Origin of the sequence: Methylophaga frappieri (genome assembly GCF_000260965.1) — a bacterium.
GTDB classification, from domain to species: Bacteria; Pseudomonadota; Gammaproteobacteria; order Nitrosococcales; family Methylophagaceae; genus Methylophaga; species Methylophaga frappieri.
Genome location: NC_017856.1, coordinates 2,549,246 through 2,566,615, shown reverse-complemented (window position 1 = coordinate 2,566,615; position 17,370 = coordinate 2,549,246). Strand labels below are relative to the sequence as shown.

Genomic DNA, 17,370 nt, shown 5'->3' with positions numbered 1-17,370 from the left:
TGCCCGCCTATAGCTGAATATCTGGCGTTGCTTCCAACTGATACATCCGATTCAGAAAAGCACGCCATTGTTGAAATTGTTGTTCAATATCTCCGCTCAGTTCGACAGATTCCTCTTCATAGGTGATCACCTGAGGTGCCATTTCCAGATTGATGGATTCGCCAAGCTCATTTAATGCGTCTTGGTGAAATTTGGCTTCTTCACGGGATTTGAAACCGCTTGAAATCAATAGCGCACCGCCCACTCCCCCTGCAATTACCGCGACATCCCGGCCAATATTCTGATCCACTGAGCTGCCGCTTACCGCTGCTGCCACCGCTGCCGCCACTAATGCCACACCGCCCAGCATTTTCCAGACACTTTTTCTTTTAGCTTCTTTTTGCAAGGCCAGTTCTGTCGCGCTTGCCTGTTGCCAGGCCAGATAACTACTGTCCATTTTGGTTGAGAACTGCTGATAGTGAGACTGCAAATTATCAATAAACAGTTGTTCGCGAACACGTATTGATTTAACTCGCTCAAACATCGGATCAGCATCACTTGGCAAACCCTGCAAATCAATATAGCGGCCACTGGTATCCAGATATTCACCAAAAGCAGCGTCACTAAAGCTATTTGCAAAACGCATCTCTGAGACGGATTTGAGTTGTGTTAAATAGCTTTGTTTTTGTTTTAGCAGGGCTTCAATCACGGCTTCCGCGGCTGCATCGAACACCGGCTGATAAGGATCTTGTCCGGTATTTCGTGGATTTTTGTAAAACCCCTCATGCACCTCATGTTCAAAGGTCTCAGACAGCCACTGCCGGTTACTGGCATCGACTGCCGTCAGTCGAAAAGCAACGCGCTGGCCATTTGATTCAATAATGTCACCCAATAAATACAAATCTCCTGACGCAGAACTATTTGGCGTCACCCTGACCGCACTAAAATGATCGCGATTATCTAACGCTTGTTTTAATTGAAAAGCAAAGCGATTGGCTTCAGCACGTCTCAGTTCCGGCCATATTCCCGCCTCCTCATAATTCGCCTCTGAATCAGATAAACCGGGTGAAAATACCGGGATAATTACTTCAGGTTTAACACCCAGATAGCGATTTTCATCTACTTTATCGTAGCTTGACGCGGGTTGCGGCCCCGTTTCTACTGTACCAGACCGCCCGGCGCTTCCAGCGCAGCCCGTTAAAATATGCAGCGAAATCAGCAGGTAAACACCTAATTTATAGGGCAAATTGGCCCAAGCTTTATTCAACAACATCTAACCCCTTATATTTTCGATATTCGTTCCAGAGCTTTTGCCGAATCTCTGGGTCAGTCTCCAGCTCTGCGGCACGACGAATTTGCGCGGCAATGGCATCATCATTATTGGCGGATGGAATGTCTTCAGGCACCGCACCGTTATCACTGCCTGCTGTCAGTGGCGGTGAATCAGTCGATGACTCGGGTTGGTCTGATGGGCTCTGGCCATCTCCGGGTACAGGCAATTCCCCCTCACTGGCCGCTTCGGTGCCTTGCATCTCTTGGCTGGCTGCGCCAGATTGGCCTGCACTTCCTGGTCCGTTTTGTCCAGACTCACCCTGTTGCGCACTATTTCCTTGATTATCTGATGTGCTCGTTAATTCACAAGTTTCAAAGCGATTAACCGAGTCAAAAAATGCCTGTTCCATGCGTGCAAGGCGCTCTGCACGACTCAAGCCGGGATCATCAATATAATGAATCCTGGCCTCGCCGCATTGGTCACGATCATCAGCGTCACTATCAGTCGGTGAAGCCGACACTACCGGCGCCAGCAGCATCACAAGCAGCGATGCCAAGGAAGCCAAGCCAGCCCAATTAGAATTGTTGTTCTGCCAATCTGTCATCGCCTGTTTATCCGATACCGAAAACAAAGTTTTGCATATTCTAAGTTTTAGTCAGCGAATAGAAGTATTTAGTTTTTTTCATCACCACACTATGCTAGTTCATTATGACAGTGGAACAATTTGTTGCCTTAATTTCCACTATACCGATCGATTCACATCGCGAGGACAGCATGAAAAAACCGCAAGCGACCATTGAACAAGAAACCGGCAAAGCATCATCAACTTACACCGTTTCTGTAGATGATAATGGCGAATATCGTAAAGTAGAAGAACAGTTTGACCGCTATGAAGATGCGTTAGATTACCTGCTGAAACAAGGTTGGCAGTTAAAGCGAGATGCGCCTGCTGGTTCTTTGCATGTTGATGTGCGCTTTCGTAAACCCTAAGCCATCTCGCCATGACCTTGATGCCGCCTAATGGTTGGTTTTCGTTACCCTCAGTTTAGCATTACCGGAGAACTGAACATGAAATCTATCTTTGCCGTTTTTTTCATGCTGCTGAGCCTGAACGTGGCAGCTGAATCTATAAGCCATCGCATCAATGATGAGGCTTTTGAAAGCTATTATTTATCACCAGATGCCAATGCACCGCTAGTGATTCTGCTGCATGATTGGGATGGCGTAACAGACTACGAAAAATGGCGTGCCGAAAAGCTTTATCAGCTTGGCTATGCTGTCTTCGTGCCCGATTTATATGGGGCGGGTATTCGACCTGAGGCCATTCCCGATCGGCAAGCCCAAACTGCCAAACTGTATCGTGATCGGCAACGAATGCGAACACTTATTGAGGGGGGCATTGAGAAAGCCAAAATGCTTGGTGCAAATACCGAAAATGCCGTCTTGATCGGTTATTGTTTCGGCGGTACAGCAGCATTGGAAATGGCAAGGTCCGGATTAGATATGCAGGGTTTTGTTGCCATCCATGGCGGCTTGGGCACACCTGCTGATCAAGATTACAAACAAGTTAAAAGCGAGATACTAGTCCAGCATGGTGCAGCAGATGCCAAAATTTCCATGGCCGATTTTGCGGCATTGGGCATCGCAATGGAGCGCGACAAGGTAGATCACGAGATGATTGCTTATGGCGGCGCCGGACATTCCTTTAGCAAACCTGGCAATGACAAATATAATGCCAAAGCAGATGCGGAATCCTGGGCGCGATTACTGCGTTTTCTGGAAAGCAAATTGAATTAAAGCGGCGGTTCTCAGGAGCCTTATTGTTTATCGCCCTCTTTTGCTAGCCGCAATTTACGACGTTGCTCCTGCTCTGCCAGGCGAGCATAGGCGGCGCTTTCATGATGCAAATCAGAAATCAGGCCTCGGTGCAAGGCAACGGAGACCGCTTCCGGATTACTGAATCGGGCGCCTTCTTTAAAAATCAAATCCAGTAACGCTTTCGCTGGCATATCGAGGTACCGTGATAGTTCCTGTGACTCCGTAGAAAATTTTTCGATGGCTTCCGGGTGGGCATACTGCACATTTAAAATAGCGAGGTTATCAAGCAAAATCAGCTCATCAACGGTTGCATCACTGAGGCCGTGGTTTTCAACAAAGCGCAGACTGGTCAGGCCGGTCAATTGGTGAAAAACATTCTGAACCTGATTTAAATCAGCCTCGCGCCCGGCCAGCGCCACTTTTAACGCTTTTAAACGCTGTCTTGCCAGAACGACAATACTCGTTTCCAGCTGGTGGTTAGCCATTTACCCTCCTGAATAATCTGTGACCTTGATACAGAGCATAGCGGTGAATAAGATGACATTCAAAGTAACTGGCCCGGTTTTCTTGTTATCAGCCTGCGAATTTCAGGCGCAACCACTGACTCTGAAAGGTATAATGAAGCAACTCATCATCATAAAAAACAGCGTTTATAAGGCAAGCAACGTTAATAACGGACTGGCGCAATTACACGAGGTCTCTGTATGAAAATTGTCATTCTGGGTGCGGGTCAGGTTGGTAGTAATACTGCTGAAAAACTGGCATCCGAAGGCAACGATATTACCGTCGTTGATACCAATACCAGTTTGCTTGAACACCTGCAGGACAGACTGGACATCCGCACCGTTACCGGCCACGCAGCTTATCCTGAAACCCTCGAACGTGCCGGCCTGCGCGGTGCAGATCTGTTAGTTGCCGTGACCCAGAATGATGAAGTCAATATGATCGCCTGTCAGGTAGCCAAAACTCTGTTTCAGACCAAAAAAAGAATCGCCCGAATTCGATCTACCCCCTACCTTCAAACGCGACTTGGCGGTGAGAACGGTATTTTTTCCATTGATGTCATTATTAGCCCTGAAAAGCTGGTCACGGATTATTTATTTGATTTGATTTCACAGCCAGAAGTGACCGAATCACTGGCTTTTTTTGATGGTATGGCACAACTCGTTGCCGTTCGTGTTGACGATAAAAGTGAGATGTCAGGCAAGCCGGTTAAACATTTGCTGAGCATTTTGCCCGAGGTGAGTTTACGTGTCGCCGCCATTTTCCGAAGTGATAAGCTGCTGCCCGATGCAGGTAACAGTATGCTGCTGTCAAATGACGAGATTTTTTTTCTGGCCAAGCGTGAAGATATCACCCCTGCTATCAAAGTCTTCCGCCCAGATTACCAGCCTTATCAGCAAATTATCATTGGTGGCGGTGGTAACATTGGACGACAACTTGCTGAAAAGCTGCAAAACAATCTTTCTGTCAAAGTGATCGAGCAAAATCCAGAACAAGCTTCACAATTAGCTAAAGACTTGCCCGACTGTACCGTGCTGCAGGGGGACACCGGAGATGCGGAGCTGCTCAAAAACGAACATATTGAAGAGTCCGATGTGTTTTGCGCCGTCACTAACGATGATGAGGCCAATATCTTATCGGCCATGCTGGCAAAGCGTATGAAGGCTAGAAAGGTTTTTTCGATTATCAGCAAAGCCAGTCACGTCGATCTGATCCGTGAGACGAAAATTGATATTGCTATCTCACCGGCGCAAATTACTATCGGCTCCTTGCTGACACACATCCGAAAAGGTGATGTGGTGATGGTACATTCCCTGCGTCAGGGGGCAGCAGAGGCGATGGAAATTATTGCCCATGGTGACAAAAAAACATCCCGTGTCGTCGGCAGACAGATCAGCGAAATTCCTTTACCAGAATCCTCAACAGTGGCGGCAATCCTTCGCGACGACGACATCCTGTTTCCCGCGCCGCAAGATCGTATTGACAGCGGTGATCATCTTGTTATTTTTACCGCAAATCGAAAAGATGTGCAGGCGGTTGAGAAATTGTTCCACGTCGATTTCCCAGAAAAAACAGATTAAATCTTGTTATCTGCTATCGTGCTCTGCTTTTTTCATCGCAACGTGCAATTCACCGGAACGAATATGCAAGTCCCGTTGCGGGAAAGGAATTTCAATTTCATAGTTGCGAAGCTGGGTTTCAATTTCCCATAAAAAAAGTGCCCGGGTTCGTGCCGGACGACTCATCAGTTCGTTACCCACCCAGATAACCAGTTCAAAGTTCAAACTGCTGTCTCCAAACTCGGTCAACCAGACTTCAGCCGGACGGGATGGGTCATCAACAATAGCGCCTGCAACTTCATTTGCTGCCAATAGCACAGCCTCTTTGACCTGTTCCTTATTGGCACCATAAGCAACCCCAAACGGCACATGAATGCGACGCAGCTTTTCACTAAAACTCCAGTTGGTCACCTGGCCATTAATAAACTCGGAATTTGGCACCAGAATATCGATGTTGTCTCGCGTCGTCACTCGGGTATAACGCAAGCCAATCTCTTTGACAATGCCATTGGTGCCGGATGACATTTCAATGAAGTCACCGAGTTTCAGGCTTTTTTCAAGAATGAGCACAATGCCGGAAATAAAATTGCTGACAATACTCTGCAAACCAAAGCCAATACCGACACCGATAGCGCCGCCGACAAAAGCCAGGCCGGTTAGATTGAAACCAATATAAGACAGGCCAATCAAGGTGGCCATGATCCAGATGATATAGCGTAATAAGCGGCTAATTAGATAAAAAGTCGCATCATCAATGTGACGATAGGTTCGCCCTAAGGTCATCCTTTGCATCAATCGCTCAATACTGGCCGACAGCCACCAGGCAACGATGACAATGAGCATAAAACCAAACACGCTGGACAAGGTGATGGAGTCTTCACCCAGAATCGGGGCATGGATAATGCCGATAAACTTGTCGAGAGAGGAAATAAACCAGTCCATCATCAGCCTTAAACTAATCTATGCATTTGCGCGTTTTGTCTTTCTACGGACAATAAAGAGTATTAGACGTCCAGAACAAACCCTCTGGACGCCTTTTCCTTTATTTCAGTCTACTACCACAAGGATTCGCCAGTTTCCGGATCATACATTTCATGATGCACACGATGCCGATTGGCAATTAACTCATCAATAGATGAGCTATCCGCCATTGCCCGTTTGATTGCTAATTTCATGGCTTCGTAGTTAGTCCGATACAGATCTTTACGATCAACATCTGGATTCGCCGCTGCTTCCGGGGCAATCCAAATCATGGCAATGATGCACAACTCTTCTGCATGCTCTTTTGGAATCACACCCTCTATCACGCTATCCAACACTGCATCAGCAATCGCCGATTGTACCGGCCCACCGAATAACGCGACGTAACTGCCCGACTTGATGGTCACTTTTGGCACCATCAGCGTAGCCGGTTTCACTTGTTGATTCGTCGCCCGGATAGCAAACATTCGGGTATGCCCTTCCGTCTGACCCATTAAATTTGCAAATGCCTGCCCTGCAGGGCCACGGGCACTGCCGATTAGAATTTCCGGCATGGCATCTGTACCTTGATCATCGCTGGCAAATACCGTGGCTTCCCCTGTTCTAAACCAGACTGGTTCTGACATGAATCATTCTCTCTTGTGATAATAAAAGCACTATTTTAGTCTTAAATCAGCAAGTGCGGCGGCACTTTTTCATCCCTCGCTCAGATCGCCTGTCGTGTATGCTCAATCACGATCAAGATGCCAATAGCAATAAGCACCAGCCCACCAATGATTTCGGCTTTTTGACCGACTTTCTGTCCCAGCACCTGCCCAAGTAACACACCCGCGGTGACCATCACAAAAGTACAACAGCCAATAATCAACGCCACCAGGAAGATATTCACTTGCAGAAATGCCAGGCCAACCCCAACCGCCATCGCATCAATACTGGTTGCCAAACCGGTTAATGCCAATCCCCAAAAGCCGGTCTTTTCTGTGTTAGTGGCTGCTACCGGCTCATTCTGTAAGCCGTTATAAATCATGTGGCAACCCAGCAAGCTGAGAATAAATAACGCGACCCAGTGGTCCCACTCCTGTACCAACCCTATTGCTGACTGACCTAACAACCAACCGATGACCGGCGTGATGGATTCAATCACCCCAAAGATCAACCCCGTTTTGATAGCAGTCAGCCAAGTGGGTGATCGCATGGCGATACCTTTGCCAATGGCAGCGGCAAAGGCATCGGTTGACATGGCAAAACCAATAAAAAATAACGAAATGAGATTCATAACGAGCCTGCTAAATTAATGGGCGTGTTGCTTGCTAAACCGATGCATCAGAAAATATAAAGCCGGCAATACCAGCAACGTTAATATCGTTGAGGACAGAATGCCGCCCACAACGACGGTGGCCAGTGGCCGCTGTACTTCCGCACCGGTTCCCGTATTCAAGGCCATTGGCAAGAAACCAAGACTTGCGACTAATGCCGTCATCAATACAGGTCTTAGTCGTTGCATTGCCCCTTCAAACACCGCTGTTCGGAGTGACTTTCCCTGTGCCCACAACTGTCGAATAAAAATCAGCATAACAATACCGTTCAATACCGCGATGCCCGAAAGCGCAATAAAACCAACGGCTGCCGAAACCGATAAGGGCATTTCCCGCCAGAACAATGCCAGCACCCCGCCGGTCAACGCCAACGGAACGCCAGTGAAAACAAGCAAGGTATCACGCAAGGATTTGAATGCCATAAACAGTAAAACCAGAATGACGAACAACGTGACCGGTACCACAATCAATAAGCGTTTTTGTGCAGATTGCAGCTGTTCAAACGAGCCACCATACTCCACCCAATAACCGGCAGGATAGTTAACCTGATCGGGCAGTTTTTGCTGAACTTCAGCGATAAATGACCCCAAATCCCGATCATCGCTGACATTGGCACTAACGATGACATTACGTTTGCCACTTTCCCGGTTGATTTGGCTTGGCGCGCTGACTTCTTCGATATCGGCAACTTCGCCCAATGGCACGTAGGATAGATCCGGGTCGCCGTTTTCCGGCAATGCAACCGGTAATTTTTCCAGGTAAGCCACATTTTGACGTTTCGTTTCATCAAACCGCATCACTAATTTAAAGCGTTTATCGCCTTCATAAATCAGCCCGAGTTCCTGCCCGCCCATCGCCATTTGCAAAGCATCCTGTAAGGCCGAAATGTTTAACCCCAGTAATGCCAGGTGATCGCGTTGCGGGTTAATTGACAACATGGACAATCCGGTGACCTGTTCCATCCGAACATCTCGGGCGCCCTCAATTAGCTGAATAACCGAACTTGTTTGTTCACCAAGCTCGGCCAAAATATCCAGGTCATCACCATATATTCGAATGGCAACGTCAGCCCGAACACCGGCGATGAGTTCGTTAAAACGCATCTCAATTGGCTGGGTAAACTCATATTTATTGCCCGGTACTGCTTCAACCGCTTCCCGTAGTTTGGATAAAAACGTGGCTTTGCTTTGCTGCGGATCCGGCCACTCAGATTGCGGTTTTACAATGACAAAGGTATCAGCAACACTCGGTGGCATCGGATCCGTGGCAATATCAGGTGTGCCAATTTTCGAAAATACCCGTTCCACTTCATCAAAGTCACGAATCACCCTGTCCAACTGCTTTTGCATTTTTACCGATTGCTCAAGCCCGGTTCCAGTGATCCTTAATGCATGTAAAGCAACATCACCTTCATCTAACTGCGGCAAAAACTCACTGCCCAAGCGGGGAATTAAGCTACTGACGAAAATAACAAATATTAACGCTGTAACCGTAACAACAAAGGGTAATTTCAAGGCGATCGTTAAAAAAGGCTGATAAATGCGTCGGGCAAATCGCATCAGGAAATTTTCTTTTTCAGATACCCTCCCCGTCACAAACACCGCAATGGCGGCCGGCACGAAAGTCACGGCAAAAATCAACGCGCCAGTCAGCGCCGCGATGACGGTAAAAGCCATTGGCTGGAACATTTTGCCTTCCACGCCTGACAAGGCAAACAAAGGCAGGTAAACCAGCATGATGATTAACATACCGAACACGGCTGGATTAAAGACCTCCCGCGTACTCTCCGAGACGGTTTGTAATCGTTCTGATAAGGTTAATAATCGCCCAAAGCGCTGTTGCGCCAGACTAAGGCGTGACAAGGCATTTTCGACCACAATCACGGCGCCATCAACGATCAGCCCAAAATCAATCGCGCCCAGACTCATCAAGTTACCGGAAATTTTATTACTGACCATGCCGGTCACAGCAAATAACATGCTGAGCGGAATAACCAGTGCGGTTATCAAGGCAGCGCGGATATTACCAAGTAATAAGAACAACACGACGATAACCAGTAAGGCACCTTCAAGCAGGTTTTTTTGAACCGTCTGGATGGTTTTATCAACGAGTGTCGTCCTATCATAAACAGCTTCAGCAACGATACCTTCCGGCAAGCTTTGATTTACTTGAACCAGTTTCTCCGCTACGGCACGGGCCACTATCCGGCTATTTTCTCCCAGCAGCATCATCGCAGTGCCCAGAACCGTTTCTTGCCCATCCAGTGTTGCCGCGCCGGTACGCAGTTGTTTGCCTAAAGACACATCCGCGACATCGCTTACCCTTACCGGCGTGTCGTCAAGCTTACGAATGACCACATTTCGTATATCGGCTAAGGACTGTAATTGACCGGGAGAGCGAACTAACCACTGCTCGCCATAGCGTTCAATATAGCCTGCTCCGACATTTTGGTTGTTGTTCTGCAGCGCAGCCGATAATTCCGCCATGCTGATCTTATATGCCAAGAGGTGATCCGGCTTTGGGGCAACTTGATAAATACGCTCATAACCGCCAACACTGTTTATTTCAGTGACACCGGGTACTTTGACCAACTGTGGTCGGATAATCCAGTCTTGTATTGTCCGCAAATCTTCGGGGGTATAGGACTGCCCATCGGCACGCAGTGCGCCTGTCTTAGCCCGCACAGCATAGGTAAATATTTCACCCAGACCACTGGCTACTGGCCCCATTTGTGGCTCAGCCCCAACCGGCAAGTCGCCCCGAATTGCTTGCAGGCGCTCACTGATTTGTTGGCGTCCCAGATAAATATCGACTGATTCATCAAACACAACCGTGACTTGAGACAAGCCATAGCGAGATATGGAGCGGGTATAGTCGAGATTTGGTAAGCCAGCCATGGCATTTTCGACCAAATACGTCACACGTTGCTCAGCTTCTAGTGGTGAAAAACCCGGCAACTCCGTATTGATTTGTACTTGGTTATTGGTGATATCCGGTACCGCATCGACCGGAAGTTGAAGCATGTTATAACCCCCTAAACCACCGATAAACAGGGTCATCAATAACACCAACCAGCGTTGCTGAATGGCAAACTTTACAATTAAATTAACCATTATCTGTCCTTAGTGTGCGTGCGTCGCACCCGCTTTGAGTACCTCTGCACGGAGCAGATAACTGTTGTCTGTCACATAGGTTGATTGCGGGGTTAACCCGCTCGTAATTTCCACATAGGTCTCATCCCGACGGCCCATTTCAACCATACGCACCTCGAAGGTGTCACCGACACGGATAAAAACCACTGGCTTGTCTCGAAACTGTTGAATCGCACTTTTTTTAACTGCTAAGGCAACCGGTTTTTCTTCAACCATCACCTCAGCATTGACATGCATGCCCGGCCGCCAATATCCGGTCTTATTATCGATAACAGCCCGGGCACTGGCGATATGACCGCCAGTCATTACCGGTGCAATATAATTAATCTTGCCAAGTGCTTGTTCATGACCATGTAAATCTTTTACGACAACAGACATACCGGTACGTAATTGTTCAATGTCCTTGGGAAACATTGACATATCTACCCAAACCTGGCTTAAGTCACTTATTTCCATCATATTTGCCATCGCCGAGTGATCGCCGATTTGCACATTACGTTTCGTGATCTGCCCTGATGCCGGGCTGTTAATATCGTAGCTTTTCAGGGTTTGCTGATTTCGGACTGTGACCAGTTTTTGTCCTTTTTTAACGTTATCGCCAGTGTTAACGTAAACGGTTTCAACAATGCCCGGGTAAGGCGCAAATATCCGGTATTGTCTATCTTCTGCAGGGGCAATTACGCCGTAAAGCGAATTGGTGATTGCCAATACTTGCGGCTCAGCAATCTCAGTGCGAATACCTGAGGCGGCAATAAGTCTGGGTGTTAATACGACCCGACCCTCAAAATTATCGTAGTGCCAGTGAAAGTCTTCACCGTCAAAAGTGGCTGAGACCTCGACTTCATAGGAATGTGGCTCCGTGATGACCACACCCCCCAACAAGTAATCCTGCTCGGGAGTAAAATCAATAATCTCTTGTTCGCCACCCAATCGATTCAAGATCACTGACAAGGTTACGTCTTCAGGGTTAACCGGCTGTCCATCATGATAGGCATAAACTCGCATTTCCGGCGCCACACCGTGTTCATAAATCGTCATTTCCAGGGTGAGTTCTTCTGAGCGCAGTAAGTGACCCTGATGCGGGCCTTCCTCTGACTCTGTTTCTTTATGATCGTGATGGTCATGATCTTCTGCCGCGGCCACAAACTGGCCCGATAACAACAGAAATATAAAGAGCAACATTTTCATCGGTTTACTCCTGAATGAACTGGTCAGAGTCAGCATGCAATGCGTTTCCTGTCAGCCGCTCCAATTCGAGCAGTTGTAAATGCATAGCGACGCGTGTTTCTATTAATTCACGCTCAACAGCAAACAACTCATGCTGCGCATCAACCCATTGCAAAACACTGTATTGACCGAGCTCATAGCCTTTGGCAACACTGTCTAACAAGGCTTTACTGACTGGGCGAACCGCCTCAGTTAAGCTCTGCGTCAATAACTGATTGTTTTGCATGGCAAGGTGTATCTCTGCTAGCGCCAGACTGATTTGCGTCGTGGTCAGCGTCATGGTCTGTAATTCCTGTTGATACAGCGCATTGGCACGAGCGATATTGCCTTGGTTACGATTCTGCAGCTGCAATGGCATGGAAAACCCAAAAACCAGCGCATGGTCATTTGTGCCTTCAAAACGGCGAAAACCGGCACTTACCGTAAGATCAGCGATCGACTCGGCGTCTGCCAGCGCAATCTGGGCTTCACGCAATCGAGCGCTAGCGGCCACTTGGAGATATGCCGGTGTATTGGAGATCGCTTGCATCAGGAGGGCTTTGTCCGGTATCACAGGCACTGCCATCAAGTTGCCTGCCAGACTGTTAAAATCCGGCTCATCAGCCCAGTTTGCCGCCAGTTTTTGATGTGCTAGTCGGCGTTGATTTGCAAATTGCTTTTGTTGGTTTTCAGCACGGGTAAGCCGCAGTTGCATTTGTAAAACATCCGCGTTGCCAACCGCACCCGCCTCTGCCCGGCGTTTGATCACCGTCAGCGCCTCTTGCTGGTAATCAATACGCCGTTGATTCCATTGCAATAAGGCATCCAAACGCAGTGCTTGATAGTATTGACGCAACGTTTGCGCTACCACATCAAGCCGCTGCATTTCATACTGCTGAGTTAATGATGGCTGCCTGGCATTGGCAACATTGACTCGTTGTTGCCGCTTTGCACCCATTTCAATTAACTGACTGATTGATAAGGTTATTTCGGCATTTTTAAAGGCGCTGGTTTCTCCTGTTCCCAGAATATTTTCCAAACTGCCCTGCAACTTTGGGTTAGGACTCAAGCCCGCTTGCTGCATATCAGCAGCAATAACTTGCTGCTGATAAGGATAATGTTGCAACACCGGGCTATGTAACAAAGTTCGTTCGACGGCCATTGCCGTAGTTAGCTGGTTGGCGTTTACCGAATTAATCATCATCAGATTGCCAATGACAAATAACGTAAACAGCCCTATACGGGGAAATATCCCACTGATTGGCACACGCATATCACTTCTCCATCATGCTGATGCCCTAATGGCTCAGCAAAAAACAGTTGAATTAACAGTTTTTGGCGTTATGCGTTGGGTGGTGGAATTGGTGGTGCTGCCGCTAAAGACGGAAATAACGGTTGCGTTGGCGGCAACGCTGTTAGCTTACGTGCCGTGTGCGAAATAACAGGCTGGCTGTGCAAGTCACCTACCATATGGAGATGAAAATGATGTTCATGATCAACATCTTGTTGATGCTGCTCATGCGCCTCGGCAGAATGGTGATGAGCCAACCCCGTCTCTTGACCATGCAGATGCTCACCAACATGCAAATACGCACTGACACCGCTGGTAAACACCATGCAGATTATCAGTAACATTGCCTGCAAATAGCTCAATGGTCGAGACATGAGTAGCCCTATTGAATTTGACTTAATATTAACGACTTAAGTCACGGTTAGCAAAATATGGTCGTTTTATTCACTTAATATCTGCCACGAAAATACAACAGGCACCCCACCACAATCAGGCAGGCGATGCCAATCACGGCAGGGAACAATGCTGTCGTTAAAGAATAATGCTCAAGTGCCAATAAAACCAAGCCATTCCGAATAGCGAACAAGGTAAAAAACCACGCTGACTCGCTGTCTGGCTGATCCCGGATTTGACGGATTGTCGGGATAAACCCGGACACATCCACCAAAGTTAAGATAACCACGGCAACGACTGGGTCCCCTACAAGCCACCAAAGTGGAAAGGCCAATAATGCCCACATGAACACAAGCCAGTCGTGAAAATCAACACCGCTATTGTCCCCGCATCTCACCGCTAATATGGCAACACAGCAACTGAATAATGCCGATAACCCAATGGGCCAACTGCCAACCCCCGCGCCATCCAGCATTTGCCCGATAAAAACCCCCGTTGTGACTAGCGTCCAAACACACCAAGAAATTATCCGCGGCCGAATTTTTCGCCTAAAAATCATGGCTATGTACGGAGTAAAACCTAATATAGTTAATAAGATAGCAATAAAACTTGATGTTATTTCCATACTATATCTCAACCTAATTCAGCTTGCTGAAAGGAGATTTTAAATCTCTTGTCAAATTTCGTGCTAGGCTGTGCGGTCATTCGCTTGCTTAATTATTTTCACAGGTTTTTATGTCACGTTATGCTGCCTTTATCCTGATGTTGGGATGCCTGCTGCCAGTCACAGCCAATGCACTTTTTTCTCACCCTGATCTTGCTGATATCCCGACGCCACCCAACGCTGATGTGGCACTCATGGTAGTGGATACCACTAATGGCAATGAAATATACGCAGAACGCGCCGATCAGTTTCAACAACCGGCCAGTTTGCAAAAGCTGGTAACCGCCTTGGCCGGGAAACTGTATCTGAAAGATGACTTTCGATTTGATACTACAATCGAATCCCGAGGCAAAGATATTATTGTTCGTCTTGGTGGCGATCCCAGTTTTACGCACACAGATTTGCGGGTTTTGGTAGAGAAGCTGAAAACACAACACCCTGAAATTCACGGTAACCTGATTCTCAATGGGGGTATTTTTGAACCATTCGAACGCGCTATTGGTTTGCCTTGGGATATTATGGGCATCTGCTATAGTGCCCCGTCCAGCGCTTTTACTCTGAATGGCAACTGCGTTTACGGCAAACTTGAGGCAACCAGCGAAGCACCAGTAACCGCGGTAAAAGTCAGTGCCTCTGATCGCGTCACAATTGACACAAACCGTATTCACCTACGGGAAGGTCTCAATACCGATAATATCGACTGCGAACTGAAATTAACTGCCGATAACAACAACCATTATCAAGTTGGCGGCTGTGTCGGCGTGCATCGTTTACCCGTCAATTTCCATCTATCCGTTCAAAATCCGGAAAAAGTCATGACCGCGATTTTGCGAGAAGAATTAGCCCGGGTCGGCATTACCCTGCATGGTAAACTGATCCGAAATGATCAACTGCGGGGTGACATTATCCTCCGCCACCAGTCTGCGCCACTGGCCAAGCTGATTGACGAAATGGTGAAAAAATCGGACAACCTTATTGCCGATAATCTGCTGAAAACCATTGGTGCACGTTATTTCAGTACGGCAGGCAGTTTTGAAAACGGTGCCGCTGCTATCAAAGCTATTCTTAACGAACATAACGTCGATATCGGTACAGCAGAGATTATGGATGGTTCTGGTTTATCCAGAAATAACAAGATGACGCCGCGACAAATGATGCGCGTCGTTAATTATATTTTTCAACATCCAGAAGCCGGCATGATCGACACCTTACCGGTATCCGGCGTCTCCGGGACACTGCAATGGCGTCCCAGTCTCGTCAATGCACCGTTAAAAGGCAAGGTCACGGCCAAAACCGGGTCGCTTCACGGCGTCTACAATCTGGCTGGACGTATTAAAACCAAGTCCGGTAAATCGCTCACCTTTGTTCAGATCATCAGTAACTATCATCCTCAAAGCCAAAATCGGAATATCGCCCGTAAGCCTATTCGGGTCTTTGAAAAATCGTTTTATGAAAGCCTTTATAATAAATATTGAGCGAATATTAACAAAAGCGCATTGATTAACCGATTTAGACTGCACTAAGACTGGCTGAGATAACGCAATTACGGCCACCATTTTTTGCATGGTATAAACATTGGTCTGCGGCTTTGATAAGCGATTCAAGTGAATCAGCGGCAGATCGATTATCAACGACCCCTAGGCTGGCACTCAGTTGCATCTTTTGCGTTGTATCAAACTGTGCGGCCAGTGCCGAAATCTGAAATCGAATACGTTCAGCAACCCGAAGGGCATCAGATAAGCTCGTGTTCGGCATAAAAACAATAAATTCCTCACCACCCCATCGTGCCAGCACATCCTCGTTGCGTAACGAAGCCTCAACGACTTTGGCTGTTTTTGCCAAAACCTCATCGCCCACCTGATGTCCATAGTTATCATTCACTTGCTTAAAATTGTCTAGATCTATCAACAACAAAGACATCGGCTTTCCCTCAGTCATACCGGCTAACCATAGCGATCTGACCTGATCATAAAATGCGCGTCGGTTGTAAATACCCGTTAACGGATCCGTTCGCGCCAAGCCCTCGGCTCGGGTTTTGTGTTTTTCGACCCGTCGAAAGTGATCTGCGAGAGCCAGCGCCAATAACACCGCCTCGACCATTGTCCCAGCCTCAACCGCACGGAAGGTCCAGAACGAATAAGGTATCCAGCCCCAGACCGACAATGACGATACGGCCGCCGTCAGCATGGAAACGATCGATGCCAACAAAAAGAAACGGCCTGATGGATTACCGGCTTTGATAGCCAGCACACCAAGCACGATCATCAAACAAGCAAATAGCAATATAAAAATAAAAGCCAGCACCAATGCCACCTGAATCCAGTCAGCATAAAAAGCACCGACGAAGCCCACCACCATCAGCACACAAAAGCCGCTTACCATCCAGTGCAATCTCGGCAGCATTTTTCTGGTTTTCAAAAAAGTTAAGGCAAACAGTAAGCCCGTGACACAGTAACTCATCATCAAAGTCGGATTTGACCATTTCTGCCAGACAACCATATCCGGCCAGAACCACCAGAAAGCATGTCCGGTGTAAGCCATATTGCACAGAATACAGGCGGCAAGATATAGGGTATAAAACAGATGCGGCAGACTGCGTAATCCAAGGAATAACATCAGGTTATAGAGCATCAGTGCAGCTAAAAACCCATACAAGAGTCCGTAGCTATATTGATCAAACTCCTGACGCTGGGCCTGGGCAGCAGCATCATTTAGATAAATCGGCAACATCATCGGATCGGGTGTTGCGACTCGTACCAATAAAGTGGTTTGCCCCGGCTTAAACTGAATGGGCATATCAAAAAATCGACTGAAATACGGTCGCGTAGCGAAGGGATAACTGTCACCCATTGAAAACTGGCTTTCTAACTTATCCTGATAAAAAACAAACACCTGAAGATCATCCAGCCAAGCATTCTCAACCGACAGAAACCGTTCCACCATGATCTCGTGAGGATTGTTCACCGTCACGGATAACCAATGGGGTCTCGCGCCAATCCCAAAATTTGGCGTCGTTTCTTTAATGGCAACACCGGCCTGTTCAGCAAACAAATGCTTGGCCTGCGCGGAGGTCATGATCTCTTCCGGTTCAAAAAATATTTCGGCAAATTGACCAAGTGATGAGGATGGATGATCCACAGATAACTCTGCCGCCAACAAGGGTCCACATGCCAGTAAGCCGGCTAGCAGCCACCACAAGTAAAAGCGGTGTAACTTAGCCATAAGAATTGATAT

General features: G+C 47.6%; 16 protein-coding genes. 4 read left to right on the top strand and 12 right to left on the bottom strand.

Features of this window, described 5'->3' with window-relative positions:
* Positions 1-7: 7 nt before the first annotated feature.
* Positions 8-1,252 carry a hypothetical protein gene (locus Q7C_RS12320; protein ID WP_014705113.1) on the bottom strand — a complete coding sequence of 415 codons (1,245 nt, stop codon included), beginning with the start codon at positions 1,250-1,252 and terminating at the stop codon, positions 8-10.
* Positions 1,239-1,856, bottom strand: a complete 618-nt coding sequence (locus tag Q7C_RS12315) for a hypothetical protein (protein WP_014705112.1) — start codon at positions 1,854-1,856, stop codon at positions 1,239-1,241. Before Q7C_RS12315 ends, Q7C_RS12320 begins: the two co-directional genes overlap by 14 nt.
* Before the next feature lie 170 nt (positions 1,857-2,026).
* Here Q7C_RS12315 and Q7C_RS12310 point away from each other — a divergent pair, with 170 nt between their 5' ends.
* The gene (locus tag Q7C_RS12310) at positions 2,027-2,242 is read left to right on the top strand and encodes a hypothetical protein (protein WP_014705111.1); all 216 of its coding nucleotides are present in this window, start codon (positions 2,027-2,029) and stop codon (positions 2,240-2,242) included.
* 78 nt (positions 2,243-2,320) lie between these two features.
* Complete coding sequence (locus Q7C_RS12305) at positions 2,321-3,049, top strand: dienelactone hydrolase family protein (RefSeq protein WP_014705110.1); 729 nt, start codon at positions 2,321-2,323, stop codon at positions 3,047-3,049.
* A gap of 20 nt (positions 3,050-3,069) precedes the next feature.
* Here the strand turns inward: Q7C_RS12305 and Q7C_RS12300 are convergent, their stop codons facing one another.
* Entirely contained in the window at positions 3,070-3,555 is a 486-nt protein-coding gene (locus tag Q7C_RS12300; RefSeq protein ID WP_014705109.1) for a hypothetical protein, read from the bottom strand.
* Between the two features lie 219 nt (positions 3,556-3,774).
* Here Q7C_RS12300 and trkA point away from each other — a divergent pair, with 219 nt between their 5' ends.
* Positions 3,775-5,154, top strand: a complete 1,380-nt coding sequence (gene trkA, locus Q7C_RS12290) for a Trk system potassium transporter TrkA (RefSeq protein ID WP_014705107.1) — start codon at positions 3,775-3,777, stop codon at positions 5,152-5,154.
* Positions 5,155-5,160: 6 nt separating this feature from the next.
* On the opposite strand, the gene Q7C_RS12285 is transcribed toward trkA, so the two are convergent.
* The 8 genes from Q7C_RS12285 to Q7C_RS12250 all read right to left on the bottom strand — a co-directional run bounded on the left by Q7C_RS12285 (position 5,161) and on the right by Q7C_RS12250 (position 13,947).
* Entirely contained in the window at positions 5,161-6,078 is a 918-nt protein-coding gene (locus tag Q7C_RS12285) for a mechanosensitive ion channel family protein (protein WP_151194770.1), read from the bottom strand.
* 110 nt (positions 6,079-6,188) lie between these two features.
* Positions 6,189-6,740, bottom strand: a complete 552-nt coding sequence (gene fae, locus Q7C_RS12280; protein WP_014705105.1) for a formaldehyde-activating enzyme — start codon at positions 6,738-6,740, stop codon at positions 6,189-6,191.
* A gap of 80 nt (positions 6,741-6,820) precedes the next feature.
* Complete coding sequence (locus Q7C_RS12275) at positions 6,821-7,390, bottom strand: manganese efflux pump MntP (RefSeq protein WP_014705104.1); 570 nt, start codon at positions 7,388-7,390, stop codon at positions 6,821-6,823.
* 15 nt (positions 7,391-7,405) lie between these two features.
* Positions 7,406-10,543: an efflux RND transporter permease subunit gene (locus Q7C_RS12270; RefSeq protein ID WP_014705103.1), complete on the bottom strand. Its 3,138-nt coding sequence runs from the start codon at positions 10,541-10,543 to the stop codon at positions 7,406-7,408.
* A gap of 9 nt (positions 10,544-10,552) precedes the next feature.
* Complete coding sequence (locus Q7C_RS12265) at positions 10,553-11,770, bottom strand: efflux RND transporter periplasmic adaptor subunit (RefSeq protein WP_014705102.1); 1,218 nt, start codon at positions 11,768-11,770, stop codon at positions 10,553-10,555.
* Positions 11,771-11,774: 4 nt separating this feature from the next.
* Positions 11,775-13,061: a TolC family protein gene (locus Q7C_RS12260; RefSeq protein ID WP_014705101.1), complete on the bottom strand. Its 1,287-nt coding sequence runs from the start codon at positions 13,059-13,061 to the stop codon at positions 11,775-11,777.
* 68 nt (positions 13,062-13,129) lie between these two features.
* Entirely contained in the window at positions 13,130-13,453 is a 324-nt protein-coding gene (locus Q7C_RS12255) for a hypothetical protein (protein ID WP_014705100.1), read from the bottom strand.
* Between the two features lie 74 nt (positions 13,454-13,527).
* Complete coding sequence (locus Q7C_RS12250; protein ID WP_202946508.1) at positions 13,528-13,947, bottom strand: hypothetical protein; 420 nt, start codon at positions 13,945-13,947, stop codon at positions 13,528-13,530.
* A 260-nt stretch (positions 13,948-14,207) separates the two neighbouring features.
* Between Q7C_RS12250 and dacB the strand changes: the two genes are divergently transcribed.
* Positions 14,208-15,611 (top strand): D-alanyl-D-alanine carboxypeptidase/D-alanyl-D-alanine endopeptidase, encoded by a 1,404-nt coding sequence (dacB, locus tag Q7C_RS12245; protein ID WP_014705098.1) that lies wholly within the window; start codon positions 14,208-14,210, stop codon positions 15,609-15,611.
* Positions 15,612-15,645: 34 nt separating this feature from the next.
* Here dacB and Q7C_RS12240 read toward each other — a convergent pair whose 3' ends face one another.
* Positions 15,646-17,358 (bottom strand): diguanylate cyclase, encoded by a 1,713-nt coding sequence (locus Q7C_RS12240; protein WP_050954410.1) that lies wholly within the window; start codon positions 17,356-17,358, stop codon positions 15,646-15,648.
* Between the last annotated feature and the right edge of the window lie 12 nt (positions 17,359-17,370).

What these genes read in the sequence shown, in the direction of transcription:
- Q7C_RS12300 (WP_014705109.1), bottom strand. Translation starts at nt 3,555, where the DNA reads ATGGCTAACCACCAGCTGGAAACGAGTATTGTCGTTCTGGCAAGACAG.
- Q7C_RS12305 (WP_014705110.1), top strand. Translation starts at nt 2,321, where the DNA reads ATGAAATCTATCTTTGCCGTTTTTTTCATGCTGCTGAGCCTGAACGTG.
- Q7C_RS12315 (WP_014705112.1), bottom strand. Translation starts at nt 1,856, where the DNA reads ATGACAGATTGGCAGAACAACAATTCTAATTGGGCTGGCTTGGCTTCC.
- Q7C_RS12320 (WP_014705113.1), bottom strand. Translation starts at nt 1,252, where the DNA reads ATGTTGTTGAATAAAGCTTGGGCCAATTTGCCCTATAAATTAGGTGTT.
- fae (WP_014705105.1), bottom strand. Translation starts at nt 6,740, where the DNA reads ATGTCAGAACCAGTCTGGTTTAGAACAGGGGAAGCCACGGTATTTGCC.
- trkA (WP_014705107.1), top strand. Translation starts at nt 3,775, where the DNA reads ATGAAAATTGTCATTCTGGGTGCGGGTCAGGTTGGTAGTAATACTGCT.
- Q7C_RS12285 (WP_151194770.1), bottom strand. Translation starts at nt 6,078, where the DNA reads ATGATGGACTGGTTTATTTCCTCTCTCGACAAGTTTATCGGCATTATC.
- Q7C_RS12275 (WP_014705104.1), bottom strand. Translation starts at nt 7,390, where the DNA reads ATGAATCTCATTTCGTTATTTTTTATTGGTTTTGCCATGTCAACCGAT.
- Q7C_RS12265 (WP_014705102.1), bottom strand. Translation starts at nt 11,770, where the DNA reads ATGAAAATGTTGCTCTTTATATTTCTGTTGTTATCGGGCCAGTTTGTG.
- Q7C_RS12255 (WP_014705100.1), bottom strand. Translation starts at nt 13,453, where the DNA reads ATGTCTCGACCATTGAGCTATTTGCAGGCAATGTTACTGATAATCTGC.
- Q7C_RS12310 (WP_014705111.1), top strand. Translation starts at nt 2,027, where the DNA reads ATGAAAAAACCGCAAGCGACCATTGAACAAGAAACCGGCAAAGCATCA.
- Q7C_RS12260 (WP_014705101.1), bottom strand. Translation starts at nt 13,061, where the DNA reads ATGCGTGTGCCAATCAGTGGGATATTTCCCCGTATAGGGCTGTTTACG.
- dacB (WP_014705098.1), top strand. Translation starts at nt 14,208, where the DNA reads ATGTCACGTTATGCTGCCTTTATCCTGATGTTGGGATGCCTGCTGCCA.
- Q7C_RS12270 (WP_014705103.1), bottom strand. Translation starts at nt 10,543, where the DNA reads ATGGTTAATTTAATTGTAAAGTTTGCCATTCAGCAACGCTGGTTGGTG.
- Q7C_RS12240 (WP_050954410.1), bottom strand. Translation starts at nt 17,358, where the DNA reads ATGGCTAAGTTACACCGCTTTTACTTGTGGTGGCTGCTAGCCGGCTTA.
- Q7C_RS12250 (WP_202946508.1), bottom strand. Translation starts at nt 13,947, where the DNA reads ATGCTGGATGGCGCGGGGGTTGGCAGTTGGCCCATTGGGTTATCGGCA.